A 24,589-nucleotide genomic window follows, 5' to 3' on the forward strand; every position below is an offset into this window, starting at 1 on the left:
GTATATGCGATTCTGGTGGGTGGGTGCCCCGATCTCAACCTGTCGGCACCTGCGGCAGGACGGGAGGTACGGTGCGCAGATGCCTCGACCGGGCTCTGACCTTCGCCGGAGCGACACAGGCCGCGGTCTACGCGCCCGCCGTCGGCGACGGGGAGCTCCGGCTGATGGACGCGTCCGGAGACGCTCCTCCCGAGCACGGGCCGCCGGACCACCTGCCGCTGTCGGGTGACTCGCCCGCCGCGCGCGCCTACCGGAACGACCGACCCCTGTGGCTCACCGCCGACACCCCGCTCGGCGCGCTGCCCCTCGACGCGGACGGCAGACGGCTGGGCTGCCTCGTCGTCCGGGGCGCCTCCGTGGACGGCTTCGACATCGAGCAACGCCAGTTCCTGGAACGCTATGCCGACGCCCTCGCGGTGCTCCTGCGACCGGCCGGGGACGCACCCGCGCCGGCCCCGCTGCTCGCGCCCGCCCTGCGCACCCTGCGCGTCGGCTCGTTCGTCCTCTTCCCGGACACCGGTCTGATCGAGGCCGACGAGACGCTCCTGGACCTGGTCGGCATCTCCCCGGACGACTTCGACGGCAAGGCCGACACCCTCCTCGCCCACGCCCTGCCCGAGGACATGCACGCCCTGATGTCGGTCCTGGAGCCGTCCGCCCAGGCGTCCGTCCGACGTGACCTGGAGTTCCGCGTCCGCGGCCCCACCGGCGAGATGCGCTGGCTGAGCCTCAGCTGCCGCGTCGAGGCGGGCGTACCCGACGCGCCCGGAGAGGTGCTGGGCGTGGTCACGGCCACCCCGGTGCTGCGCCGCGGCACCGACGACGTCGCCCGCATCCAGTGGCTGACCGCCGCCCTCGACGACGCCAACACCGTCCGCGACGTCGGCCGCGTCGTGGTCGCCGCCCTGCGCGAGCCGCTGGGCGCCGACCGGGTGGCCCTCGCCGCGCTCCAGGACGACCGGCTCCTGGTCACCGTCCTCGACCCGCCCCGGCCCACCGCCTGGCCGGAGATATGGCGTTCCGAGTGGCGCACGGAGTGGCCCGACGCGCCGCTGCGCGCCCTGCCCACCCTGCAGGCCGCCCTGCGCGACGGCCGGATGGACCTGTGGCCCGCCGGCACCGATTTCGAACCCGGACTGACCGGCGTCGGCGCCGGCGGACTGGCCGTGCTGCCGCTGCCCGCCAAGGGCCAGGTCGCCGGTGTGTGCCTGGTCGGCTGGGAGCGTCGCCACGAGTTCGTTCCCGAGGAACGCTCCCTGCTCACCGCCACCGCGGCCCTCGTCGGCCAGGCCCTCAAACGCGCCCACGCCCACGACGCCGAGCAGGAGCTCGCCACCATGCTCCAGCGCAGTCTGCTGCCCCGGCGGCTGCCCGAACTCCCCGGCGGCACCGCGGTCGCCCGCTACCTGCCCGCGAAGCGGGGACTGCAGGTGGGCGGCGACTGGTACGACGTCATCGCCCTGTCCGAGGACCGCGTGGCGCTGGTCATCGGCGACGTACAGGGACACAGCGCCGGCGCCGCGACGATCATGGGCCAGATGCGCACCGCGGTCCGGGCCTACGCCATGGAGGGCCACCCGCCCGACGTGGTCGTCTCGCACGCCAACCGGCTCCTCGTCGCCATGGAGACCGACCTCTTCGCCACCTGCTGCTACGCCGAACTCGACATGGAGGAGGGCAACACCCTCTTCGTCCGGGCCGGACACCTCGCGCCCCTGGTCCGCCGACCCGACGGCGTCACCGAGGAGATCGAGGTCGCGGGCGGCCCCCCGCTCGGCATCCTCGCCGAGGCGGACTTCCCCATGACGGCCGTCGAACTGGCCCCCGGCACGGTCCTCGCCCTGGTCACCGACGGCCTCGTCGAGGCCGCCGACCTGCCCCTGGACGAGGGAATGCGCCGCACCCGCGCCGCGCTGGCCGCGGCCGACCCCGCGGACCCGGGCGCCATGGCCGACGAGCTGCTCGGCGACGCCGGCCGTCGCGAGGACGACGTGGCGCTGCTGCTGCTGCGCTACGACGGCATGAAGACCCGCCCGATCCGGGCCGGCTGGATGGTGTGGCGGCTGCCGGACGCCGTCATGCACGCCCGCCGCTTCACCGCCCGCACCCTGCGCCGCTGGAAGGTCCAGGAAACGGCCGACGCCGTGCTGCTGGTCGTCTCCGAACTCGTCACCAACGCCCTGGTGCACACCCAGGGACCGGTCCGGCTCGACCTGATCCTGCGCGGTGACCGGGTGCGCGTCTGCGTGAGCGACTCCTCGCCGCGCGCGCCCGCCAAGCCTGTCATCGTCGACTGGGAGTCGACCGGCGGCCGCGGCCTGCTGCTCGTCGAGGCCATGTCGGACTCGTTCGGCTCGGTGCCGGTGGCCGGCGGCAAACAGGTGTGGAGCGAGATCGCCGTGGCGGAGGGAGTGACGTGATGATCCGCCGGCAGCACGTCGTCGCGGTACTCGCCGCGGCCCTCATGACGATCCCGCTGACCGCCTGCGGCGGTGGGCAGAAGCCGGCCCGGGAGGGCTTCACCGTGGGGCTGCTGCTGCCGAGCCGCACGGTCCCGCGCTGGGAGCACTCGGACCGGCCGCTGATCGAGGCGCAGGTGAGGAAGCTGTGCCCCGGCTGCAAGGTCGAGTACGCCAACGCCGAGAACGACGTGACCAGACAGCGGCAGCAGATGGTCTCCATGGTCACCAAAGGGGCCAAGGTCCTCATCCTCGACGCCGCCGACACCCGGGCGGTCCGCTCCTCCGTGCAGGAGGCGCACCGGGCGGGCGTCAAGGTCATCGCCTACGACCGCCTGGCCGAGGGCCCGGTCACCGGCTACGTCGGCTTCGACGCCCTGCACATCGGCAGGCTCCAGGGCGAGGCGCTGCTCAAGGGCATGGGGCGGCGCGCCGGGGGAGGCGACGTCGTCATGATGAACGGCGACCCGTCCGGGCCCAACGCCGCCTATTACAAGAAGGGCGCCCTGGCCGTCCTCGCCGGCGAGGTGAAGATCGCCAGGTCCTACGACACGCTCGACTGGAGCACCCAGAACGCTCACGGCAACATGTCCGCCGCCATCGCGGCCCTCGGTCCGGACCGGATCGACGGGGTCCTCGCGGCCAACGACTCCATCGCGGCCGGCGTGGTGGCCGCCCTCAAGAGCGCCGGCGTCACGAAACTGCCGCCCGTCACCGGCCAGGACGCCGACCTCGACGCCGTGCGGCGCATCGTCAAGGGCGAGCAGTACATGACGGTGTACAAGCCGTTCAAGGACGAGGCGGCCGCCGTGGCCGCCATGGCGGTCGCCGTCGGGAAGGGCGAGGACCCCGGCGACAGCGCCACCACGACCACCGACAGTCCGACCACCACCCGCATCCCGTCGGTCCTGCTCACCGCGGACGCGGTGACGGTCGGCGACATCCGGCGCGTCCTGGTGGACCACGGCGCCTACACGGTCGCCCGCATCTGCACCCCTCAGCTCCGGGCCGCCTGCGACCGGGCCGGACTCACCCGGTGAGGGGCCTCCTCCGTCAGTGCTGGTAGGGCTGCTGCTGCGGCTGGCCGTACGCCTGGCTCGCGCCCGCGGCCTGCGCGAGCAGCTGATCCGCCTGCTCCTTGGTCGCCTTCTGCTCCGCGCCGCAGAAGGTGCACTGCGTGGCGTACTTCGTCGAGATCGGGAACAGCGGCACGAAGAACAGCGTGAACTTCGTGACCCGCTTCCTGAGGGTGTGGGCGGCGGGGTTGCCGCAACGGCCGCACACCAGCGTCAGTATCGCCAGCTGGTAGAGATATCCCTTGGTGCCGAAGATGATCACGCTGTGCTTCCTTCTGGATGAGTGTCGGTCTGCACGGCACAGTCTGCTGCATACGTCTCACCCGCGTGAGCGGCAGGCGGGTCCATGCCGTGGGCCACGCGGGCGATCTCCCGGCCATGACTGCGGCCGCGGCCGCCGGTGCGACGAGATGGTCCTCTGACCGCCGCACAGCGGCGATTCCGACTTCCTCGCAAGGAAGGCTCCCATGCCCCGAGTCCACCGTCCGGCGGTTTTCACCGCCGTCGCCCTCGCCGCCGGCCTGCTCGCCGCGGCACCAGCCACCGGAGGTGAGCAGACCGTCTCGGATCCCCGCGTCGTCGCTCACCTCCAGCTCGCCCGGGGAGAGTCACCGGAGAACATCGCGCTCGAACCGGACGGCTCCGCCGACCTGACGTTGTCCAATGCCCGGCAGGTCGTCAACGTCACCCGGGAGGGCCGCACCCGTGTCCTCGCCACCCTGCCCGCCGTCGCGAACCCGAAGACCCCGGTGGTCGGCGCGGCCGTCGTGCTCGGCATCGCCCGCGCGGAGAACGGCACCCTCTACGTCAACTACGCCACCGGCACGGCCAGGACCGGCATCTGGCGCATCGCACGCGACGGCAGCGCACCCCGTCAGATCGCCGAGCTGCCCACGAACGGCTTCCCCAACGGCCTCGCCCTCGACGAGCGCCGAGGGGTGCTCTACGCCGCCGACTCGGTGCTCGGCACCGTCTGGCGTGTCCCGTGCCACGGCGGCACACCCACGGCCTGGGCCACGGGAGCCGCACTGCAGCCGCTCAACGCGAGGCCCGCGGCCAAGGTGGGCGCCAACGGGCTCCGGCTCCACCGCGACGCCGTATGGGTGTCCAACACCAACGCCGGGACGCTGCTGCGCATCCCCGTGCGCGACAACGGTTCCGCCGGGGCGATCGAGACCCGGGCGACCCGGCTCTTCGCGATCGACGACTTCGGCTTCGTCGAGCGGCACCGCGACACCGTGCTCGCCGCGATGACCGGCGGCAGCGAGGTCGAGCTGGTCCGCCCGGACGGCACCCACCACGTCGTCCTCACCTCGCAGGACGGGCTGTCCAACCCCACCTCGGTGGCCGTCCGCGGCCGGAGCGTGTACGTCACCAGCGCCGCGTACTTCACCCGGCGGGACCCGAACCTGCTGCTCGCCCGCGTCCACCAGCGCGCCCGCGGCTAGTCGGCCCACCACACACGACACGGCCCCGTTCCCCAGTGCGGGCGCGGGGCCGTGGCAGGGCGCGTCGCTCAGGCCGCCGGGTGCACCAGGCCGTACTCGTAGGCGAAGGCGACCGCCTGGACCCGCGCGCGGGCGCCGATCTTGGCCAGGATGTGGCTGACGTGGGACTTGACGGTGGTCGGGGCGATGGACAGGCGTGCGGCGATCTCCGCGTTGGACCATCCGGAGGCGACGGCCACCAGGACGTCGCGCTCGCGCTGGGTGAAGGCGTCGGGTCCGATCGCCCGCTCGCCGGGCCTGGGGGCGCGGTCGTGGCGGACGGCGTCGATGAGCGCGCGGGTCAGTTCGGGGGTGATGGCGGCGTCTCCGACGGCCACGACCCGGACGGCCGCGATGAGTTCGTCGGAGGTGGCGTCCTCCAGGAGGAATCCGCCGGCGCCCGCGCGCAGGGCCGCGTAGGCGTACCCCTGGTCGCGGGTGGAGGTCAGGACCAGCACCCGCGGCGGAGGGCCGGCCGTCGCCGCGGCGGGTCGGCCGACCGCCGTGAGGTGCGAGGGCCGGGCGATGCGGCGGATGGTCTCGACGTCCTCGTGCCGGGGGTCGTGGCCGCCCACCAGGACGACGTCGGGCCGCAGCGTGGCGCTCAGGCGGACCGCCTCGGCTCCGTCGGCGGTGTCGCCCACGACGGTCAGATCGGGCTCCGCGGCCAGCAGCATGCGCAGGCCGAGGCGTTGGAGGGAGTGGTCGTTCACGATGAGTACGGAGGCCATGGCTTCGTTCTCCATGCGGTGGGGGCGAACGCCTCTTGTGAACGAAACTGTTTCGTTCACTGCATGGCCAGCGTAGCCCTCGGAGCCATCGAAACGGCATCGTTCCCTTGTGGTATGGGTCACAACCGGGGTGGGGTTATGCACGTCGACGTGCTGCCGCTGTCCTGTGTGCTCGCTACGCCCAGCAGCCGTTGACGGTCGCCGCGAGGCCGTCCATGGCGTCCTTGATGGCGTTCGGGTCGGCCGTGGAGCCGTTCTCGACGAACGAGAAGACCTTCCACTTGCCGTCCTTGCCCTGCGTCAGACCGCTCAGGGCGATGGCCCCGGTGAGAGTGCCGGTCTTCGCGCGGANGTGTCGCCCACGACGGTCAGATCGGGCTCCGCGGCCAGCAGCATGCGCAGGCCGAGGCGTTGGAGGGAGTGGTCGTTCACGATGAGTACGGAGGCCATGGCTTCGTTCTCCATGCGGTGGGGGCGAACGCCTCTTGTGAACGAAACTGTTTCGTTCACTGCATGGCCAGCGTAGCCCTCGGAGCCATCGAAACGGCATCGTTCCCTTGTGGTATGGGTCACAACCGGGGTGGGGTTATGCACGTCGACGGGGGCCGCGCACGTCGACGGGCCGGCTCCGTCTGAGCCGGCCCGTCGACGTGCTGCCGCTGTCCTGTGTGCTCGCTACGCCCAGCAGCCGTTGACGGTCGCCGCGAGGCCGTCCATGGCGTCCTTGATGGCGTTCGGGTCGGCCGTGGAGCCGTTCTCGACGAACGAGAAGACCTTCCACTTGCCGTCCTTGCCCTGCGTCAGACCGCTCAGGGCGATGGCCCCGGTGAGAGTGCCGGTCTTCGCGCGGACCTTGCCGACGGCGCACTTGGAGTTCGCGTCGTCGAACCGGNCATGCGCAGGCCGAGGCGTTGGAGGGAGTGGTCGTTCACGATGAGTACGGAGGCCATGGCTTCGTTCTCCATGCGGTGGGGGCGAACGCCTCTTGTGAACGAAACTGTTTCGTTCACTGCATGGCCAGCGTAGCCCTCGGAGCCATCGAAACGGCATCGTTCCCTTGTGGTATGGGTCACAACCGGGGTGGGGTTATGCACGTCGACGTGCTGCCGCTGTCCTGTGTGCTCGCTACGCCCAGCAGCCGTTGACGGTCGCCGCGAGGCCGTCCATGGCGTCCTTGATGGCGTTCGGGTCGGCCGTGGAGCCGTTCTCGACGAACGAGAAGACCTTCCACTTGCCGTCCTTGCCCTGCGTCAGACCGCTCAGGGCGATGGCCCCGGTGAGAGTGCCGGTCTTCGCGCGGACCTTGCCGACGGCGCACTTGGAGTTCGCGTCGTCGAACCGGCCCCACTCCGGGCCGAGGGTGCTGCCCGCCTCGCCGGCCACCGGCAGCCCGTCACGGATGGAGCCGAGCGTGCGGTCGTAGCGGGGCTCCGTCAGCAGTTCGAGGATATCGGCCAGGGTGGCGGCCGGAATGCGGTTCGCCCGCGAGAGGCCGCTGCCGTCGTAGATCTCGAAGTGGTCGAGGGACACCCCGTACTGCAGGCTCAGCACCTGGCGCACGACCTCCGTGCCGCCCTCGAAGGTGGCCGGACGGCCCGCGGCCAGAGCGGTCGCCCGCAGCAGGGTCTCGGCGATGTCGTTGTCGCTGACCTTGATCATCTTGTGGACGATGTCCGACAGTGCGGCCGACCGGTGCTGTGCCACGGGGACGTCGCCGGTGCTCGCCGTCGCGCGGGTGACCGCGCCGTCGACGCCGACCCCGGCCGCGGTGAGCTTCTGCGCGAAGAGCTGCCCCGCGTCGAGCGACGTGTCCTCGACGTGCCGGCCGTCGACGACGAGCGCGCGCACCGGGGCGACGGAGTCGGGGTAGTAGCCGGTGTTCCACCCGTTGGCCAGGGTCGGCTCGGGGAACAGACTGTCGTCCACGGCGACCTTCACCGAGGTCAGCCCCGCCGCCTTGAGGCCCGCGACCGCGGCGCTCGCCATCTCGGCGAGGTCGGCGCCGGTCAGCGTCCGGTCCCCGCCTCCGACGAGGGTCAGGGTGCCGTTGCCGTAGACGACCTGCGTGGTGAACCGGTGGTCCGGACCCAGCACGGTCAGGGCGGCGGTCGCGGTGGCGAGCTTGGTGTTGGACGCCGGCATCAGCGCGGTCGCGCCGTTGTGGTCCCACAGGGTCCGGTCGGACGCGGAGTCGAGGACCACGCCGCTGACGTTCGCGCCCAGCCGCTGGTCCAGCACCCGGGTCCCCAGGTTCGTGACCATCTGCTGGTCGTCGGCGTCGAGGCCCTGGCCCGGCGCGGTGTCCTTGGCCGTCGTCCCGACGCCCTTGCCCGCGGCGAACGCCGAGGGGGCGGCCAGGGCCGCCGAGGTGAGGGGGACGGCGAGCGCGAGCACGATCGCCCGCCGCAGACCGGCGCTGCTGTGCCCGGCTCTGCGGTGCCGGCGGCTGCCGCCCGGGACGAAGGAATCGAGGGAGGCGTCCGCCATTATGTCGTTCATTTCGTTGTCTCAAGGCTTTCGTGTGGGGCGTGCACAAGAGAATTCCGGCGCACCTTATCACCCGTCATGCGCGCCCCACCGAGCTCGCATTCGCAGGCTGACGGTTTTTCAGGGGCCGGAATTCCCCGTTATTTCACCCCTTGTTCACAGGCCCGATCCCAGGCGCTGCGTGGTGTACGCGCATTCGGTGTAGACATAGCCCGACTGCAGTGCCGCCGTGTCCGAGGCGGGCGTGGCGAGGCTGTCGCCCATCGGCTTGTGCAGGAAGTAAGTGGTGCCGACCGGTAGGCTGATGGTGCGCTGCGGATAGTTCTTCCCGCTGTCGCCGCACGGCTTGAAACTCGGGTTCAGTGTGCTGCCGAGTGAGTACCCCTTGCAGCCGCCGCAGGCCTTGAGGACGAGACTCCCGGTGACCGGGCCCGTGTAAAGGACCGTGATCTCGTCGGGGCTGTCGTTCTGCACCGTCACCGAGATGCTGCCGCCGGAGCGGGTGGTCGGCAGCGTCTTGCCGGCGGCCGGCACGGTCTGCGCGATCTCCGCCGCTATCGCGATCTTCGTCGCCAGGCGCGTGTTCTTGGCGGTCTTGTGGGCGGAGGCGTAGTCCGTCAGGGTCTTCTGCGCCGCGTCGAAGTCGCCGTCCCGGTACTGGTCCACGCCGCAGGTGTACGCACCCGCGTCGGCGCTTCCCGCGGCCCGTCCGGAGTCCTTGGCGAGGGCGTCGCCGGCGCCCGCGGGGCCGCCCGTCAAGCCGTCGATCTGGGTTCCCAGCGTGCGCAGCCGCTCGACCGCCGAGCAGGGCTCCGCCCCGCTCAGTCCCTTCTCCGTGCGGACGACTGCGGCGGCCACGGCCGGCTCGACCTTCCCGGCCTGCTCGGAGTCGGGGAAAGCGGTGAGCAGCTCCCCGAACTGCGACGTCCAGGTGGCCTCGCCGGCCGTGAGCGCCGCCGACGCGCACTCGTACAGCGAGGTGGCCAGCCGGTCGTCGGGCCAGGACCTCAGCTCCCCGAGGTCCGTCCCCGGCAGGCTCTTGGGGACCGTGCGCAGGTACTTCAGAGGGGCGGTCGCCGCGCAGTAGTCGCCGTGCGCGAAAGGTGCGCCGACCGTCGTGTAGAAGGTCTTCATCCGTGACGGCACCCGCTCCGCCGCGCGGGAGCCCGGGTGGTCCGCCCGTAGGGCGGAGTAGGCCGACAGGGCCCTGTCGTAGTCGGACCGCGCCGTGTCGAACGGCTTCCCGGCCGCGGCCTCCACCAGACGGTCGGCCTCGTCGAGCCGGTCGAGGAGCATCTGCTGCGTCGCCTCGTCCCGCGCACGGTCGTACAGCACGACGCCGCCGGCCGGCGCCACGAGCAGGAGCAGTCCGAGTCCGAGCGCGAGCGGTGCGCGGCCGAGCCCCGAGAGCGGGGTGCGCAGGCCGACGCGCGCGCCGTGCGCCGCCGCCGCCGCGAGGAACGCGACGTACAGGACGAGCGCGGGGGCCGGGACGCCGTCCGGGTCGGCCGGCAGCGCCACGAAGAGCAGGGCGGCGGTGGCGATCAGGCACAGCGCCGTCAGGGCCCACCGGCGCACCAGCGCGTAGCCCAGGCCCAGTCCGCTGAGGTTGAGCACGGCCACCGCGACGGCCCGTACTCCGTCCGCCGGGGCCGGCGGCGGCGCCGTCGGCATGGGCGGTGCCTGGACGGTGTAGTCGTATCTGTCGTACTGGTCCCCCGACATGGCGGCTCCCCCCGGTCAACTGCGCGCGCACATCTACGATTTGTCAGTGTACGGGTGCACAGGGGTGCGCCGACAGGGGCGGCGGGTCCCGCCCGGCGACCCGTGCCGGAAACGGCCGGCGCACGGAGCGGGCCGGGCGACCGGGCGGGAGGCCGGGCGGGCGGAAAGCCGGCCGGGCCGCCACGCGGAGGTGCGTGACGGCCGCGGCCGCTATCGCGTCAGGCATGGTCAGGCCACACCCCCCGCCGTCTTCTTGCGGCGCAGGGCGTAGAGGCCGGTGCCGGCGACGGCGAGGATGCCGAGTCCGCCGGCGGTGAGGGAGGGGCCGGCGAGGGCGCCGCCGCCGGTGTGCATGCCGCCGTTGGGCTTGTCGTGCTCGCCCTTCCAGCCGTCGGCGTCCTTCTGGTGGGCGCCGTCCCAGGAGTGGTCGTCCTGGCCGGCGGAGGAGTCCTGGCGGTCGTGGTCGCCGGCGCCGTCCTGCTCCTTCTGCCAGTCCGGTCTTCTTGCGGCGCAGGGCGTAGAGGCCGGTGCCGGCGACGGCGAGGATGCCGAGTCCGCCGGCGGTGAGGGAGGGGCCGGCGAGGGCGCCGCCGCCGGTGTGCATGCCGCCGTTGGGCTTGTCGTGCTCGCCCTTCCAGCCGTCGGCGTCCTTCTGGTGGGCGCCGTCCCAGGAGTGGTCGTCCTGGCCGGCGGAGGAGTCCTGGCGGTCGTGGTCGCCGGCGCCGTCCTGCTCCTTCTGCCAGTCCTGGTCCTTGTAGGTGTCGGGGTCGAAGCGGGGGTCCTTGGCGGCGGAGCCGTCGCGGTCGCCGCCCTGGTTCAGGGCGGTCAGCGCGCCGCCGCCGGTGTGCATCCCGCCGTGGGGTGCGTCGTGGTCCTCCTTGTCGTGCTTGCCGGCCCAGGCGCCGTCGCCCTTGCCGGCCGGGGCGTGGTCCTCCTTGCTGTAGGACGAGCCGTCGTGGTCCCGGCCCCCGTCGGCCGCGTGGGCGCCGGGGGCGCCCACCGCGAGAGCGGCCGACGCGGCCGCGGTGGCCAGGATCATGCGAGCAGAACGCATCTGATGGTCCTTCCGTCACGACCGGGCAGCCGACACCACGTCAGCTCNCGCCGTGGGGTGCGTCGTGGTCCTCCTTGTCGTGCTTGCCGGCCCAGGCGCCGTCGCCCTTGCCGGCCGGGGCGTGGTCCTCCTTGCTGTAGGACGAGCCGTCGTGGTCCCGGCCCCCGTCGGCCGCGTGGGCGCCGGGGGCGCCCACCGCGAGAGCGGCCGACGCGGCCGCGGTGGCCAGGATCATGCGAGCAGAACGCATCTGATGGTCCTTCCGTCACGACCGGGCAGCCGACACCACGTCAGCTCACCTGACCCGGTCTGACGTGATCCACCGTCAGTCAGGCCGCGGCCCGCCACCACTCAGGGCGGTCAGCCGGGTGAACCCGGCCGCCCTGCCCAGGCGTCGGGCCGTCGACTCCCGCAGCGAAAAGGATCACCCCGACGGCGTAGCGGAGAAACCTTTCGCGGGGTGAAGGGGGCGTGACGTCCGGTCAACTCGGCAGGCCCGCGGCGATCCTGGTGCAGGCATCCCGCGATCGGCGGACCTGGGCCGTTCCGGTTCCCGGGCCCGGCCGATCCCCATCCGGCAAGGAGTTCTGCTGTGCGTGTTCGTCGTACGGTGCTCGGCACCATCGGTTCCGCCGCTCTCGTGTTCGCCTCCCTGGGCGCGGTGACCGCCGCCACCGTGAGCCCCGCGGCCGCGAATCCCTGCGGCTTCTACGAGACCGGATCCGACGCCTTCTACAACCACTGCACGTCCGACGGCTCACGGGTGGTCATCAAGGTCGAGGTGGCCCGCGCGCCCGACTTCGAATGGTGCGTCGGACCGGGCAGGACATGGCTGGGTTCCGCGGCCCGGATCCAGGGCGCCCACTACACCGGCCGCCTCTGCTGACGCCCGCGGGTCCGAACCGCTGGGGGTCCGGGACGAAGCCGTCCCGGACCCCGAGCCGCCGTACGGCGCGGGGTGCGCACGGGCGCTCCCCGGCACGGCGCTGAACAGTGGGAACCTCTCGCCCGTAACTCTGGGTAGTCCTCCCTCTGGCGTAGGGTCGAGGGCGGGGAGGACGAACCGAAGGGGAGGGGCGACGTGCCGCTGGAGCCGGTGCGGTTCGCGGTCCTGGGGGACGTACGGGTGCGCCGGGGGGACGCCGTACTGCGCCTCGCGGGGCCGCAGGAGCGCGCGTTCGTGGCCCTGCTGCTGGTCGGGGCGGGACAGCCGATCGCCGTGAGCGAGATCGTCGAGGTCCTCTGGGGAGCCGATCCGCCGCGCAGCGCGGTCAACGTCGTCCGGCGTCACGTCGGTTCGCTGCGCCGGATGCTGGAGCCCGGCCTCGCCGCCCGCGCGGAGGGCCGCTGGCTGGTGCGGGACGCGGGCGGATACCGGTTGGTGACGGACGGTGACTCCTCGGATCTGCTGAGGTTCCGCGCGCTGCGCGAGGAGGCGAGCCGGCTCTCCCGGCGGGCGCCCGAGGAGGCGCTGGAACTCCTCACCGAAGCGCTGACGTTGTGGCAGGGCCCGGTCGCCGCGGGCATCCCCGAGCGGGTCCGCGCGCACGCGGTCTTCGCCGCGGTGGACCGTGAGCGGCTGGCCGCGGTGCGGGAGGCGGCCGACGCCGCGTCGCGTGCCGGGACGCCGGAGACCGTCCTGTCCGAACTGCGGCAGGCCGCCGCCCGGCATCCGCTGGACGAACCCCTGCAGGCCGATCTGGTCCTCGCGCTGGGGGCCGCGGGGCGCCGGTCGGAGGCGCTGACGGCGTACGAGTCCGTACGGGCGCGGCTGGCCGAGGAGCTGGGGATCGATCCCGGGGCCGAACTCCGCGAGGCACGCGACGTCGTCCTGCGCGAGCCCTCCCCGGCGTCGGCCGTCCCGCAGGGCGAGCAGGACGCGCGGGGCCCCGCCGTCCTTCCGGACGACCCCGCGGCATCTCCGCACGTCCTCGCCGTTCCCTCCCAACTACCGCATGACATCCCGGCGTTCACCGGACGGTGGGCGGAAGTCGACGAGATCCTCGGGCTGCTCGACACGTTCGGGCACCAGGACCGTCCGGGCGGCGCAGGGGCGTCGCCCGCCGGACCGTCGCACGCAGCGCCGCCCGCGGGCAGGACGCACGCGGGCGCGTCCCGGCCCGGGACCGTGGTGATCAGCGCCATCGGCGGCATGGCGGGCGTCGGGAAGACCTCCCTCGCCGTGCACTGGGCGCACCGGGTCGCCGACCGCTTCCCGGACGGCCGGCTCTACGTCAACCTGCGCGGCTTCGACCCGTCCGGCGCCGTCATGGAACCCGGCGAGGCGGTCCGGGGGTTCCTGGAGGCGCTCGGCGTGCCGCCCGACCGCGTCCCGCACGGAGTGGACGCACAGAGCGCCCTCTACCGCAGCGTGCTCGCCGGGCGGAAGGTCCTCGTCGTGCTCGACAACGCGCGCGACGCCGACCAGGTGGAGCCCCTGCTGCCCGCGTCGTCCGGCTGTCTCGCCATCGTCACCAGCCGCGACGAACTGTCGGGGCTCGTCGCCGCTCACGGCGCGCACTCCCTGACCCTGCACCCCTTCGACGCCGGCCAGGCGCGGGACTTCCTGGTCCGCCGGCTGGGAGACGCGCGGGTGGCGGCCGAACCGGAGGCGGCCGACGAGATCAGCCGACTGTGCGCCGGACTGCCCCTCGCCCTGGCCTGCGTCGCCGCCCGCGCCGCCGTCCACCCCCGCTTCTCGCTGTCCGCCGTAGCCGCCGAACTGCGCGAGGCCCACGGCAGCCTCGACGCCTTCGCCCGCGGCGACGCCACCGTGGACGTCGGCACGGTCTTCTCCTGGTCCTCCCGCGCGGTCTCCGCCGAGGCGGCCCGGCTGTTCCGGCTGCTCGCGCTGCACCCCGGCCCCGACTTCACGCTCCCGGCCGCCGCCGCGCTGGCAGGCCTGACCGTCCGCCGGACCCGGCCGCTGCTGGCCGAACTGACCGCTCTGCATCTCGTCGCCGAACCCACGCCCGCCCGCTACGCCTTCCACGACCTGCTGCGCGCCCACGCCCGTGAACTCGTCCACGACCAGCACACCGGAGGCGACCGGCGGGCGGCGCTCGACCGGCTCTACCACCACTACCTGCACACCGCCCACGCCGCCGACCGGCTCCTCGCCCCCAACGCCGACCCGCTGCCCCCACCGCCCGCACCCGAAGGCGCGCATCCCGATCCGCTCGGCGACGACGACCGGGCCCTGGCCTGGCTCACCGCCGAACACGCGGTGCTGCTCGCCGTCGTCGAAGCGGCCGCCGCGTCCGGGCACCCCGCGCAGGAACGTCTCGCCTGCCAACTGGCCTGGTCCCTGGAGCCGTTCTTCGACCGGCGCGGGCACTGGCACGACGGACTGGCCGTGCAGCGGACCGCGCTCGACGCCGCCCGACGCCTCGCCGACCCCGTGCTGGAGGCCCGGGGCCTGCGGGGACTCGCCCGGGTGGAAGGCCGTCTCGGACTGCACAGTCGGTCCGTCCCCCGCCTGCAGCAGGCCCTGTCCCTCTTCACCGAACTGGGCGACGACGCCGGCCGTGCCCACACCCACCGCAGCCTCGGCTGGCAGTGCGAGCAACGCGGGGACCTGCCCGGCGCCCTGCGCCACAACCAGCTCGCCCTCGACCTGTTCCGGGCCCGCGGCGACCGCGCCGCGCAGGCCGCCGTCCTGAACTCGGTCGGCTGGTACCACGCCCTGCTCGGCCAGTACCGAGAGGCCCTGGAGCACTGCTTCGAGGCGCTCGCCATGCTCCAGGAACTCGGCGACCGCTACGGTCAGGCCGCCACCTGGGACAGCATCGCCTACGCCCACCACCGCCTCGGCCGTCATCCGCACGCCCTCCTCGGCTATCGCAACGCCCTCGTCCTGCTGCGCGACCTGGGCGTGCCCTACCTGGAGGCGGACATCCTCGTCAGGGTCGGCGAGACCCACGTCGCCACCGGCGATCACGAGGGCGCGCGCGTCGCCTGGGAGCAGGCGCTCATCCTTCTGCGCGGCCTCGGCCACCCCGACGCCGAGCGGGTCGAGGCCCTGCTGACCGCCCGGGACGGCCAGGCCGGTGCCGGCTGACGCCGCGTCCCGGCAGACCGGGGACATGAACGAGCCGACACGGTTCCAGCTGCTGGGGCCCGTACGGGTGTGGCGGGGCGAACGAGAGCTGGACCCCGGGTTCCCCCAGCAGCGCGCCCTGCTCGCGCTGCTCCTGGCGCACGCGGGCCGGCCCGTGCCGCCCGGCGAGATCCTCGACGTGCTGTGGGGCGAGCGGCCGCCCGTCAGCGCGCCGAACGTGGTGCGGCGCTACGCCGGCGCGCTGCGGCGTCTGCTGGAACCGGGACTGGCGCCCCGCGCCCCCGGCAGGCGTCTGCTGCGGCGCACCGGCGGCTACCTGCTGGAGGCGGACACCGACGAGGTCGATCTGCTGCGCTTCCGCGATCTGACCCGGCGTGGCAAGCGGGCGGCGGCCACCGGACGCGCCGAGGCGGCGGCCCGGCATCTCGTCCTGGCACTGGGGGAGTGGCGTGGGCCGGTGGCCATGGGGATCCCCGAGTCGGTGCGCGCCCACGTCCAGTTCACGGCGCTGCGACGGGAACTCCTGGACGCCACACGGCTGGCGGCGGACGCGGCCCTGCTGTGCGGTCGCGCCGAGCAGGTGCTGCCCGCCCTTCGCCGTGCCGCCGCACACGACCCGCTCGACGAACCGCTGCACGCCCGGCTCGTGCTGGCCCTGGCCGCCTGCGGCCTGCAGGCGGAGGCGCTGGGAGCCTACGACGACGTCCGCAGGCGCCTCGCCCGCGACCTGAACGTCGCCCCCGGCCCCGAGCTGACGGCGGCGCACACCCGGGTGCTGCGCCAGGAGGTGGGCCGACTGCGGTCCGGCCCCACGGTGAGCCTGGGCCGGCCGGCCGAGATCGTGGAAATGCGCCGAGACCTCGTGCCCGCCGGTGCGGGAACGACCGCCGCACCCGAACAGGACGGAGACCCCGGTGACGTTGACGTTGACTTTGACGTTGACGGCGAGGTGCGGGCCGACCCGGGCGGACGAGCCGCACCGGAACCGGGAGGCGACGTTGCCGAGCCCGGGTCCGGAGACGGTGTCGATGACATGATCACCGTTCCCGTGGACGTGACCGGGGCCGCAGAGCGCGGAACCGATCTTGCCGGCGGCTCCGCCGTCCGCGAGGCCGGAGCTCCGGGACTCGCCGCCTCGCGCCCCGCGGCTTCCGGGGCTTGCGCCCTGCGACCCGTCGACTCGGGCTGCCTCTTCCGGTCGGGGAGCGACGAGCGGGGAGTCGTCGTGCCGGAGAGGGCCGACCCCCGAGCCACGCCCGCCCGACGCGCCGACTCCGACCTCACCCACCCCGACTTCGCCCACCCCCACCTGGCCCACCCCCACCTGACCCACCCTCATCTCACCCACCCCGACCGCGTCCACCCGCTTCCCACGCGTCCTCGTCCCGCCTCGGCCGCTCCCACTGCGTCCACCGCTCCTCTCGCGCCCCCCGTTCCCCTCGGCCCCCGCCCGCCCGCCGCCGCTGTCGTCGCTCACACCGACGCCCGCCCCTCGGTCCCCGCTCCCGCCCGCCCCGCCGTCCGCCGCCCCGCCGTCCACCGCCCCGCGGTCGCCGAGTTCGGCGCGGCCGGCGGTGTGGAGGGCGGCGGTGGCGTCCGTGCCGTGGGGCCGGCGAGCTGGGTGCGGCCCGCCCAGTTGCCCCCGGCGCTCACCTCGTTCGTCGGCCGAGCGGCCGAGTCGGAGTGGCTGGACGAAGTCGTCGGCTCCGGCGCGGCCGTCGTGTCGGTCGGCGGCATGGCCGGCGTCGGCAAGAGCGCCCTCGTCCTGCGGTGGGCGCACGGGGCCGCCGCCCGCTTCCCGGACGGGCAGCTCTACGTCCCGTTGCGCGGCTTCGATCGGGCTCGGCCCCCGGTGGAGCCCGCCGACGCGCTGCGCGCGCTGCTCGCGGCGCTCGGCGTTCCCCCGTCGGGTCTGCCGGACGGCGTGGACGCCCTGGCCGGCCTGTACCGCACGCTGCTCGGGGGCCGACGCGTCCTCGTGGTCCTGGACGACGCCGCCGACACCGAGCAGGTGCGTGCACTGCTCCCGGCCGCACCGGGCTGTCTGGCGCTGGTCACCAGCCGTCGGGCCCTGCCGGGGCTGGTCGTGTCCGGGGCGCGGGCGCTGTCCCTGGCGCCGCCCTCCGCCGAGGACGCCCGCGGGTCGCTCGTCGCGCGGATCGGCGCGGAGCGGACGGCCGCCGAACCCGCGGCCGTCGACGAGATCGTCGCCCGGTGCGGGCGGCTCCCCCTGGCGCTGGCCGCCGTCGCCACGCGCGCCGCCGGCCGCCGTGACTTCCCGCTCGCCGCGCTCGCCGACGAACTGCGCGAGTCCCACAACACGTTGGACGCACTGCCCGTGGTCCGCGCGGCCTTCCTGGACTCCTACCGGCGGCTGGAGCCGGACGCCGCACGGGTGTTGCGCGTGTTGCCGCGACACGGCGGGGCCGAGCTCACCCCGGCGGCTGTCGCGACGCTCGCCGGGCTGCCGACGCGCCGCGCCGGGCTGCTCCTCGCGGTCCTCGCCGACGCCCACTTCCTCACCGAGCACGCGCCGGGCCGCTATGCCGTCCATGAGCTCGTGCGGGCCTTCGCCTCGGAACGCGGCGGTGCGGGGGGCCTGCCCGGCGGTGCATGAAGCGCTTTCACTTCGTTGTCACTCTTTTTGCACACCCTCCGACCTACGGTCCGGACGACATGAGCGACGGTCCCCCGGAGGCAACGGCGGAAGATGCCCACCACCAGTTCCAGCATTTGTGACAGTCCCGGCGCCTTCGACGGGCGCGCGAGCCGGACGGCCCTCGGCGTCGACATCGTGCGGGACGAGGCCTCGCCCGCCCGGCTGCCCGGCGAGGCCTCGTCTCACGCGGCGCACCGGCTGCTCGCCCGCGAGGGCGGCGAGTTCCTCTTCGTCGGTCTGCGCGGAGTCGGAACCGGCGGCCGACCCGCCGTTCGCGCCCCGAAGCCGGCTGAAGCCGCAGAACCCGCGGAACCCGCAGAGTCCGCCGAACGCGCCGTATGCGCGGAAGGCGCCGGACCCAACGGTTCCACCCGCGTCGCCGTGTCCGGCGTGTCCGGCGGCCTGTGGCTGGCGCCCGGAGACGTCTGCTTCTACGACGTCCGTCGCGCCCCCGTCCTCGCGTTCCGCGAGCCGTTCCGGGTGACGGCGTTCCTCGTCCCGGTCGAGCTGCTGGACCTGACGGAGCCCGACGTGCGCAGGATCGTCCGGACGCCCGTCGCCCGCACGTCCCGGCTCGGCGCCCTGCTGTCGCCGCTGCTGTCGGACCTCGCCAGGGCGGCGGCCGAGGCCCGGCCGCCGGTCGGGGAGATGCTCGCCTGGAACGCCGTGAACCTGCTGTCGACGCTCGCCGCCGAGCGCCTGGGCACGGACTCTCCGGGGACGCCGGAGGTCCCGGGCGCGCAGCCGCCGGTACTGGCGCGGATCCTGGAGTACGTCGAACTGCATCTGACGGAGCCGGACCTGTGCCCGGAGGGCATCGCCCGTGCCCACCACATCTCCGTGCGCTATCTGCACAAGCTGTTCAAGGACGAGGGCGCCACCGTCGGACGCTGGATCCTGCGCCGCCGTCTGGAGGAGTGCCGGCGCGACCTGATGCGGCAGGGGCGGGGAAGCCGGACCATCGCGGCGGTGGCCGGCCGGTGGGGGTTCCCGAACGCCACGCACTTCAGCAGGGTCTTCCGGTCCGCCTACGGCATGTCCCCGCGCGAATGGCGGGACGCCGCGGGGCGCGCCACGCGTCCCGTGCCGCGCTGAGCCGCCGCCCGGCGTCTGCAGTCCGCCGCCACCGGCCGCCGCTGTCCCGTGTTTTCCGCAGCGCTCCCCGGCAGCGGAACTCCGTGATTTCCGCCCCTTTCTCCGTGCGGACCGTGCGGCTTGTGCGGCGCGTGCGGAGTTTTCGGATCGCGCTGCGGACCGGCGATTTTTGGACGCGGCCGCGTGATGCGATCGAAATCACCGGCCGCTTGTTTCCCGGCGTCGTCGAGAATCGTGGTTTTCCCGGGCCCGCCGGGCAGTCCGCGCACTCCAGACGGCATGCCGAGGGATGACGATGTTCCGTCGACCTGATGGCCGGAACGGAAACAGTCGTGTTCTGCGGCGCGCTCCGTGATCTTCGCGTGATCTCGTCTGATACCCGCCGATCTCATGTGATCGGAATCTGTGCGCTGTCGGAACACCGACCGTGCACGGGTGGACAAAATGCGGTGGCGGTGCAGATTTAGCGTGGCGGTGCACGACAGCGCACACCGAGAACAGCAGGAGATGCCATGTCCGACGTCGTCGAGCCGGTCACGCCGGTGCTCGAACCCGAGGCCGCGGCGTTCGCCGAGGCGACCGCCAACCCGCCGTACCTCTTCGACCTGCCTCCGGCGGAGGGACGCAAGGCCGTCGACGAGGTCCAGTCCGGCGAGGTCCACAAGCCCGAGGTCGACGAGGAGTGGATCACCGTCTCCGGGGGTCCCACGGGCAGCGTCCGCGCCCGGATCGTCAAGCCGGCCGGCGCCGAGGGCGTCCTGCCGGTGATCCTGTACATCCACGGCGCGGGCTGGGTGTTCGGCAACGCCCACACCCACGACCGGCTGGTGTGCGAACTCGCCGTGGGCGCCGAAGCCGCGGTCGTCTTCCCCGAGTACGACCTCTCGCCCGAGGCGCGCTACCCGGTCGCCATCGAGCAGAACTTCACGGTCGCCCGGTGGATCGTCGAGCAGGGCGCTTCCAAGGGCCTCGACGGCGGTCGGCTGGCCGTGGCCGGCGACTCCGTCGGCGGCAACATGGCCGCCGCCCTCACCCTGATGGCCAAGGAACGCGGCGGCGTCCCGCTGGTCCAGCAGGTGCTGTTCTACCCGGTGACCGACGCGAGCTTCGACACCGGCTCCTACCGCCAGTTCGCGGAGGGCTACTTCCTGCGCCGCGACGGCATGCAGTGGTTCTGGGACCAGTACACGACCGACGAGGCCGAGCGCGCCCAGATCACCGCCTCCCCGCTGCGCGCCACCGCCGAGCAGCTCGGGGACCTGCCGCCGGCGCTGGTCATCACCGGTGAGGCCGACGTGCTGCGCGACGAGGGCGAGGCGTACGCGAACAAGCTGCGCGCGGCCGGCGTCCCGGTCACCGCGGTGCGCTTCCAGGGCATCATCCACGACTTCGTGATGCTGAACGCGCTGCGCCCGACCTACGCCGCAGAGGCGGCCATCACCCTGGCCGTCGGCACCCTGCGCGACGCCCTGCACGCCTGACCCTCAGGAGAGGACACACCCATGACCACCACCCCCACCGTCGTCCTGATCCACGGCGCGTTCGCGGACGCGGCCGGCTGGTCCGGCGTCATCGCCGAGCTGCAGGGCCAGGGCGTCCCCGTGATCGCCCCGCCGAACCCGCTGCGCGGCCTCGCCTCCGACGCCGCCTACGTCGCCTCGGTCGCCGCGCAGATCGACGGCCCGGTGATCCTCGTCGGCCACTCCTACGGCGGTGCCCTCATCACCGTGGCCGGCGTCACGGAGAACGTCGTCGGCCTCGTCTACGTCGCCGCCTACGTGCTGGAGGAGGGCGAGAGCCTCGGCGAGCTGCAGGGCCGCTTCCCGCTCTCGCCGCTGGTCGGCAACCTCAAGGAGTGGACGTACCCGGTGCCGGGCGGCGACCCGGCCGTCGAGGTCACCATCGCCGAGGACGCCTTCCCCTCGGTGTTCGCCGCCGACGTGCCCGCGGGCGTCACGAAGATCCTCGCCGCGGCGCAGCGCCCGCTGGCCGCCGCCGCGTTCGAGGAGACCGCCGCCGCGGCCGCCTGGAAGACCAAGCCCTCCTGGGCACTGGTCGCCGGTGCCGACGAGGCCATCAATCCCGAGGTGGAGCGCTTCGGCGCCAAGCGCGCCGGGGCGACGGTCGTCGAGCTCGACGGCGCCTCTCACGCGGTGGCCGTGTCCCAGCCGAAGGCGGTCGCCGACCTGATCCTGGACGCCGTGCGCGCGACGAGCTGACGCGCCGCGGAACGGCCGCGCGGACGTGACCCCCGTGCACGTCCGCGCGGCCCCGACCGGCCGGGCCGCCGGGTCACCGGCAGCCGTGCGGCCCGTTTGCGCCGTGCGCGGTCCCGTCGTCCTCGGACGGGGCCGCGCCCGGCGTCACCCGGTCCCGCCCCGCCCGCCGTCAGCGTGCGCGCACGCGCCGTACGAGGTCGGCGGCGGCCTGCGGCCACTCGGGGCGGTCGAAGGCGAAGCCGGCGTCGAGCAGCCGGCCCGGGACGACACGCCGGCTCTTGAGGAGCAACTCGGTGTCCGAGCGCAGGGCGAACGCGCCGAGCTCGGCCATCCACCTCGTCGCGGACAGCCCTGCCGGGACGCCCCACGCGTCCCGCAGCGCGCGCATGAAAGCCCGCTGCGGGAGGGGCGACGGGGCGGCGAGGTTCACCGGTCCGTCGAGGTCGTCCCGGGCCACGAGGAACTCGACCGCGCGGACGAAGTCGTGGTCGTGGATCCAGGAGACGTACTGCGCGCCGCCCGCGACCGGGCCGCCGAGTCCGAGCCGGGCCAGCCGCAGCAGGACGTCGAACACCCCGCCCCGGTCCGGGCTCATCACCATCGCGGACCGCAGGGCCACCTTGCGGGTGCGAGGGGTGTCGGCCCTCTCCTGTTCCCCCTCCCAGGCGCGGGCGATGTCGACGCTGTAGCCCCAGTAGGCCGGGACGCCGGGCTCCGCGCCGCCGATCACGCCGGTGGCCTCGTCGTTGGGGGCGTCGAACCGGTGCGCGTAGACGGTGGCGGTGCTCATCTGCAGCCAGACCTTCGGCGGCCGTGCGGACGCGCCGATCGCCTCTCCCACGACCCGCGCCGAGTCCACCCGCGAGTCCATCATCGCCTTGAGATTGGCCGGCGTGTAGCGGCAACTGACGCTGCGGCCGGCCAGGTTGACGACGACGTCGCTGCCGTCGACCGCCTCGGTCCACGGCCCGGGCGTCCTGCCGTCCCACGCGATCTCGCCGCGGCTCGCGGGCCGTCTGCTCAGCACCGCGACCTCGTGTCCGGCCGCGGTCAGCGCACGGCGCAGAACGGTCCCCACCTGTCCGGTCCCACCGGGTAGCACGAACTTCACGGGTAGGCCCCCTCCCTGTTACGGAGGACCCTACCCCCTATTTGAACGTGTTCAAAACTGTCGAGGGCGGCGCTCGCGCAGGGTGCGCCTCCAGTGCGGTCCCCCGGGGGCGGGAACTGCCCCCGGCCGCGCTCGCGGCGGGCCCGCCGCTCAACCGGCGGGTGGACGTGGGGGTTTGCGGGCGGCCCCGCAGTTATCAGGTCAAGCGTCCCGGACTCTTGACTCGGTGCGGAGTCTGTCGCGATCCTCGTCCCACTATCTTGCGCCGGTCATGACAACCGAAGGGGCGGGCGGAACGCCCCCGTCGACCGCGCCTGCACCCCGACCGAAGGACGTGGGCCGTGACCGTGACCGGACGCCCGTACCGCAGACGCCGAGACGCCACCGTCGTCTCGCTCCTCCTCCTCGTGCTCGCGGCGGTCCTCGGCCCCACGCCCAGCTCGGCGGCCGGCTCGGACTGGTGGACGCCGACGGCCAGGCCGAACCCCGACTCGCAGATCGGCGTCACCGGCGAACCGTTCACCGGGACCGACTCCGCGGGGGACGTGCGCGGGTTCGTCGACGCCCACAACCACCTGTTCTCCAACGAGGCCTTCGGCGGGCGGCTGATCTGCGGCAAGGTCTTCTCCGAGGCCGGCATCGCCGACGCGCTCAAGGACTGTCCCGAGCACTACCCCGACGGCACCCTCGCGATCTTCGACTACATCACCCACGGCGGCGACGGAAAGCACGACCCGGTCGGCTGGCCGACGTTCAAGGACTGGCCGGCCTACGACTCCATGACCCACCAGGCGAACTACTACGCCTGGGTCGAGCGGGCCTGGCGCGGTGGACAGCGGGTGCTCGTCAACGACCTCGTCACCAACGGCATGATCTGCTCCGTCTACCCCTTCAAGGACCGCAGTTGTGACGAGATGACCTCGATCCGGCTGCAGGCCAAGCTGGCCTACGACCTGCAGGCCTACGTCGACAAGCAGTACGGCGGCGCCGGAAAGGGCTGGTTCCGCATCGTCCTCGACAGCGCGCAGGCCCGTGACGTCATCAAGCAGGGCAAGCTGGCCGTCGTCCTGGGCGTCGAGACCTCCGAGCCGTTCGGCTGCAAGCAGATCCTCGACATCGCGCAGTGCAGCAAGTCCGACATCGACAAGGGACTGGACGAGCTGTACGCGCTGGGCGTGCGCAGCATGTTCCTCTGCCACAAGTTCGACAACGCGTTGTGCGGCGTCCGCTTCGACGAGGGCGGTCTCGGCACGGCCATCAACGTCGGCCAGTTCCTGTCCACGGGCACCTTCTGGCAGACCGAGAAGTGCACCGGCCCGCAGCACGACAACCCCATCGGCACCGCCGCCTCCAAGGCGGAGGCGGACCTGCCCGCCGGCACCCGGGTGCCGTCCTACGACGCGAACGCGCAGTGCAACACCCGCGGCCTCACCGCGCTCGGCGAGTACGCGGCGCGCGGCATGATGAAACGCAAGATGATGCTCGAGATCGACCACATGAGCGTCAAGGCCGTCGGCCGGGTGCTCGACATCCTCCAGGCCGCCGACTACCCCGGCGTCATCTCCTCGCACAGCTGGATGGACCTCGACTGGACCGAGCGGGTCTACGCCCTCGGCGGCTTCGTCGCCCAGTACATGCACGGCTCGCAGGGGTTCGTCGCGGAGGCCCGGCGCACCAAGGCGCTGCGTGACAAGTACGGCGTGGGCTACGGCTACGGCACCGACTTCAACGGCATCGGCGACCACCCGGCCCCGCGCGGCGCCGACGCCCCCGACAAGGTGACGTACCCGTTCACGAGCGCCGACGGCGGCTCCGTGATCGACCGGCTGACCACCGGCTCGCGCACCTTCGACTTCAACACCGACGGCGCCGCCCACGTCGGCATGATCCCCGACTGGATCGAGGACATCCGGCGCGTCGGCGGCCAGGACGTGGTGAAGGACCTCCTCCGGGGCGCCGAGTCCTACCTCGACACCTGGGGCGCCTCCGAGCGGCACCAGGCGGGGACGAACCTCGCCAAGGGGGCCGCGGCGACGGCCAGTTCGTCGGAGTCCAACCCGTTCACCAGCTACCAGCCCGGGCGGGCCGTCGACGGCGACACGGCCACCCGCTGGGCCAGCGACTGGAGCGACGACCAGTGGCTGAGCATCGACCTGGGCGCCACCGGCCTCGTCAAGCGCGTCACCCTCGACTGGGAGCGCGCGTACGGCAAGGCGTACCGCATCGAGCTCTCCACCGACGGGACGAACTGGCAGAGCGTCTGGTCCACCTCGTCGGGCGACGGCGGCCTGGACACGGCCTACTTCACCGGCACACCGGCCCGCTACGTCCGGGTGCACGGACTGAGCCGCGGCACAGACTGGGGATACTCGCTCCAGGAGGTGGGCGTCTACAGCAGCTGACGGCCGCCGGGGGACGGAAGCGAA

The 24,589-nt window shown here is 73.3% G+C and carries 18 protein-coding genes; 10 read left to right on the top strand and 8 right to left on the bottom strand.

Going from position 1 to position 24,589, the window contains the following annotated elements; all coding sequences use genetic code 11:
• Positions 1 to 71 precede the first annotated feature (71 nt).
• Together BG482_RS29685 and BG482_RS29690 are read left to right on the top strand one after the other, a co-directional pair.
• On the top strand, positions 72 to 2,420 hold the full coding sequence (locus BG482_RS29685) for a SpoIIE family protein phosphatase (protein WP_069772259.1): 2,349 nt from the start codon (positions 72 to 74) through the stop codon (positions 2,418 to 2,420).
• Positions 2,420 to 3,499, top strand: coding sequence for a substrate-binding domain-containing protein (locus BG482_RS29690; RefSeq protein WP_069772260.1), 1,080 nt, complete (start codon positions 2,420 to 2,422; stop codon positions 3,497 to 3,499). Before BG482_RS29685 ends, BG482_RS29690 begins: the two co-directional genes overlap by 1 nt.
• Before the next feature lie 13 nt (positions 3,500 to 3,512).
• Here BG482_RS29690 and BG482_RS29695 read toward each other — a convergent pair whose 3' ends face one another.
• Complete coding sequence (locus tag BG482_RS29695; protein ID WP_069772261.1) at positions 3,513 to 3,797, bottom strand: zinc-ribbon domain-containing protein; 285 nt, start codon at positions 3,795 to 3,797, stop codon at positions 3,513 to 3,515.
• A gap of 205 nt (positions 3,798 to 4,002) precedes the next feature.
• On the opposite strand from BG482_RS29695, the gene BG482_RS29700 reads away from it, so the two are divergent.
• A complete protein-coding gene (locus BG482_RS29700) occupies positions 4,003 to 4,983 on the top strand; it encodes an SMP-30/gluconolactonase/LRE family protein (RefSeq protein ID WP_069772262.1) in 981 nt (326 codons plus the stop codon).
• 68 nt (positions 4,984 to 5,051) lie between these two features.
• On the opposite strand, the gene BG482_RS29705 is transcribed toward BG482_RS29700, so the two are convergent.
• The 6 genes from BG482_RS29705 to BG482_RS46240 all read right to left on the bottom strand — a co-directional run bounded on the left by BG482_RS29705 (position 5,052) and on the right by BG482_RS46240 (position 11,019).
• Positions 5,052 to 5,753 (bottom strand): response regulator transcription factor, encoded by a 702-nt coding sequence (locus BG482_RS29705; protein WP_069772263.1) that lies wholly within the window; start codon positions 5,751 to 5,753, stop codon positions 5,052 to 5,054.
• A 175-nt stretch (positions 5,754 to 5,928) separates the two neighbouring features.
• Positions 5,929 to 6,104: D-alanyl-D-alanine carboxypeptidase (locus BG482_RS42910; RefSeq protein ID WP_176741495.1), on the bottom strand; the 176-nt coding region annotated here is incomplete at its 5' end.
• Between the two features lie 324 nt (positions 6,105 to 6,428).
• Positions 6,429 to 6,645 (bottom strand): D-alanyl-D-alanine carboxypeptidase (locus BG482_RS42920; protein ID WP_176741496.1); only part of this gene is annotated, 217 nt, incomplete at its 5' end.
• 233 nt (positions 6,646 to 6,878) lie between these two features.
• Positions 6,879 to 8,252 (bottom strand): D-alanyl-D-alanine carboxypeptidase/D-alanyl-D-alanine-endopeptidase, encoded by a 1,374-nt coding sequence (gene dacB, locus BG482_RS29710; RefSeq protein WP_069772264.1) that lies wholly within the window; start codon positions 8,250 to 8,252, stop codon positions 6,879 to 6,881.
• Between the two features lie 144 nt (positions 8,253 to 8,396).
• Positions 8,397 to 9,965 (bottom strand): hypothetical protein, encoded by a 1,569-nt coding sequence (locus BG482_RS29715; RefSeq protein ID WP_069772265.1) that lies wholly within the window; start codon positions 9,963 to 9,965, stop codon positions 8,397 to 8,399.
• 43 nt (positions 9,966 to 10,008) lie between these two features.
• The gene (locus BG482_RS46240) at positions 10,009 to 11,019 is read right to left on the bottom strand and encodes a hypothetical protein (protein ID WP_370745911.1); all 1,011 of its coding nucleotides are present in this window, start codon (positions 11,017 to 11,019) and stop codon (positions 10,009 to 10,011) included.
• 592 nt (positions 11,020 to 11,611) lie between these two features.
• Here BG482_RS46240 and BG482_RS29730 point away from each other — a divergent pair.
• The 6 genes from BG482_RS29730 (at position 11,612) to BG482_RS29755 (ending at position 21,052) form a co-directional block, all read left to right on the top strand.
• The gene (locus tag BG482_RS29730; protein ID WP_069772268.1) at positions 11,612 to 11,905 is read left to right on the top strand and encodes a DUF6355 family natural product biosynthesis protein; all 294 of its coding nucleotides are present in this window, start codon (positions 11,612 to 11,614) and stop codon (positions 11,903 to 11,905) included.
• Positions 11,906 to 12,100: 195 nt separating this feature from the next.
• Complete coding sequence (locus tag BG482_RS29735; RefSeq protein WP_069772269.1) at positions 12,101 to 15,079, top strand: BTAD domain-containing putative transcriptional regulator; 2,979 nt, start codon at positions 12,101 to 12,103, stop codon at positions 15,077 to 15,079.
• A gap of 25 nt (positions 15,080 to 15,104) precedes the next feature.
• The gene (locus BG482_RS45460) at positions 15,105 to 17,696 is read left to right on the top strand and encodes an AfsR/SARP family transcriptional regulator (protein ID WP_256096511.1); all 2,592 of its coding nucleotides are present in this window, start codon (positions 15,105 to 15,107) and stop codon (positions 17,694 to 17,696) included.
• 93 nt (positions 17,697 to 17,789) lie between these two features.
• Entirely contained in the window at positions 17,790 to 18,833 is a 1,044-nt protein-coding gene (locus BG482_RS29745) for a helix-turn-helix domain-containing protein (protein WP_069772270.1), read from the top strand.
• Positions 18,834 to 19,345: 512 nt separating this feature from the next.
• Complete coding sequence (locus BG482_RS29750) at positions 19,346 to 20,314, top strand: alpha/beta hydrolase (protein ID WP_069772271.1); 969 nt, start codon at positions 19,346 to 19,348, stop codon at positions 20,312 to 20,314.
• Positions 20,315 to 20,335: 21 nt separating this feature from the next.
• Positions 20,336 to 21,052, top strand: a complete 717-nt coding sequence (locus BG482_RS29755; protein ID WP_069772272.1) for an alpha/beta fold hydrolase — start codon at positions 20,336 to 20,338, stop codon at positions 21,050 to 21,052.
• Positions 21,053 to 21,221: 169 nt separating this feature from the next.
• Here BG482_RS29755 and BG482_RS29760 read toward each other — a convergent pair whose 3' ends face one another.
• Positions 21,222 to 22,163, bottom strand: a complete 942-nt coding sequence (locus tag BG482_RS29760) for a DUF1731 domain-containing protein (protein WP_069772273.1) — start codon at positions 22,161 to 22,163, stop codon at positions 21,222 to 21,224.
• Positions 22,164 to 22,504: 341 nt separating this feature from the next.
• Here BG482_RS29760 and BG482_RS29765 point away from each other — a divergent pair, with 341 nt between their 5' ends.
• Complete coding sequence (locus BG482_RS29765; protein ID WP_069772274.1) at positions 22,505 to 24,565, top strand: discoidin domain-containing protein; 2,061 nt, start codon at positions 22,505 to 22,507, stop codon at positions 24,563 to 24,565.
• Positions 24,566 to 24,589: the final 24 nt, after the last annotated feature.

Source organism: Streptomyces sp. LUP30 (assembly GCF_001746365.1).
In the GTDB taxonomy this organism is placed as follows: domain Bacteria; phylum Actinomycetota; class Actinomycetes; order Streptomycetales; family Streptomycetaceae; genus Streptomyces.

Bases quoted from the DNA above. Each gene is read 5' to 3' on its own strand.
- BG482_RS29690 (WP_069772260.1), top strand. From the start codon at position 2,420: ATGATCCGCCGGCAGCACGTCGTCGCGGTACTCGCCGCGGCCCTCATG.
- BG482_RS29700 (WP_069772262.1), top strand. From the start codon at position 4,003: ATGCCCCGAGTCCACCGTCCGGCGGTTTTCACCGCCGTCGCCCTCGCC.
- BG482_RS29705 (WP_069772263.1), bottom strand. From the start codon at position 5,753: ATGGCCTCCGTACTCATCGTGAACGACCACTCCCTCCAACGCCTCGGC.
- dacB (WP_069772264.1), bottom strand. From the start codon at position 8,252: ATGAACGACATAATGGCGGACGCCTCCCTCGATTCCTTCGTCCCGGGC.
- BG482_RS29715 (WP_069772265.1), bottom strand. From the start codon at position 9,965: ATGTCGGGGGACCAGTACGACAGATACGACTACACCGTCCAGGCACCG.
- BG482_RS46240 (WP_370745911.1), bottom strand. From the start codon at position 11,019: ATGCGTTCTGCTCGCATGATCCTGGCCACCGCGGCCGCGTCGGCCGCT.
- BG482_RS45460 (WP_256096511.1), top strand. From the start codon at position 15,105: ATGAACGAGCCGACACGGTTCCAGCTGCTGGGGCCCGTACGGGTGTGG.
- BG482_RS29745 (WP_069772270.1), top strand. From the start codon at position 17,790: ATGCCCACCACCAGTTCCAGCATTTGTGACAGTCCCGGCGCCTTCGAC.
- BG482_RS29750 (WP_069772271.1), top strand. From the start codon at position 19,346: ATGTCCGACGTCGTCGAGCCGGTCACGCCGGTGCTCGAACCCGAGGCC.
- BG482_RS29755 (WP_069772272.1), top strand. From the start codon at position 20,336: ATGACCACCACCCCCACCGTCGTCCTGATCCACGGCGCGTTCGCGGAC.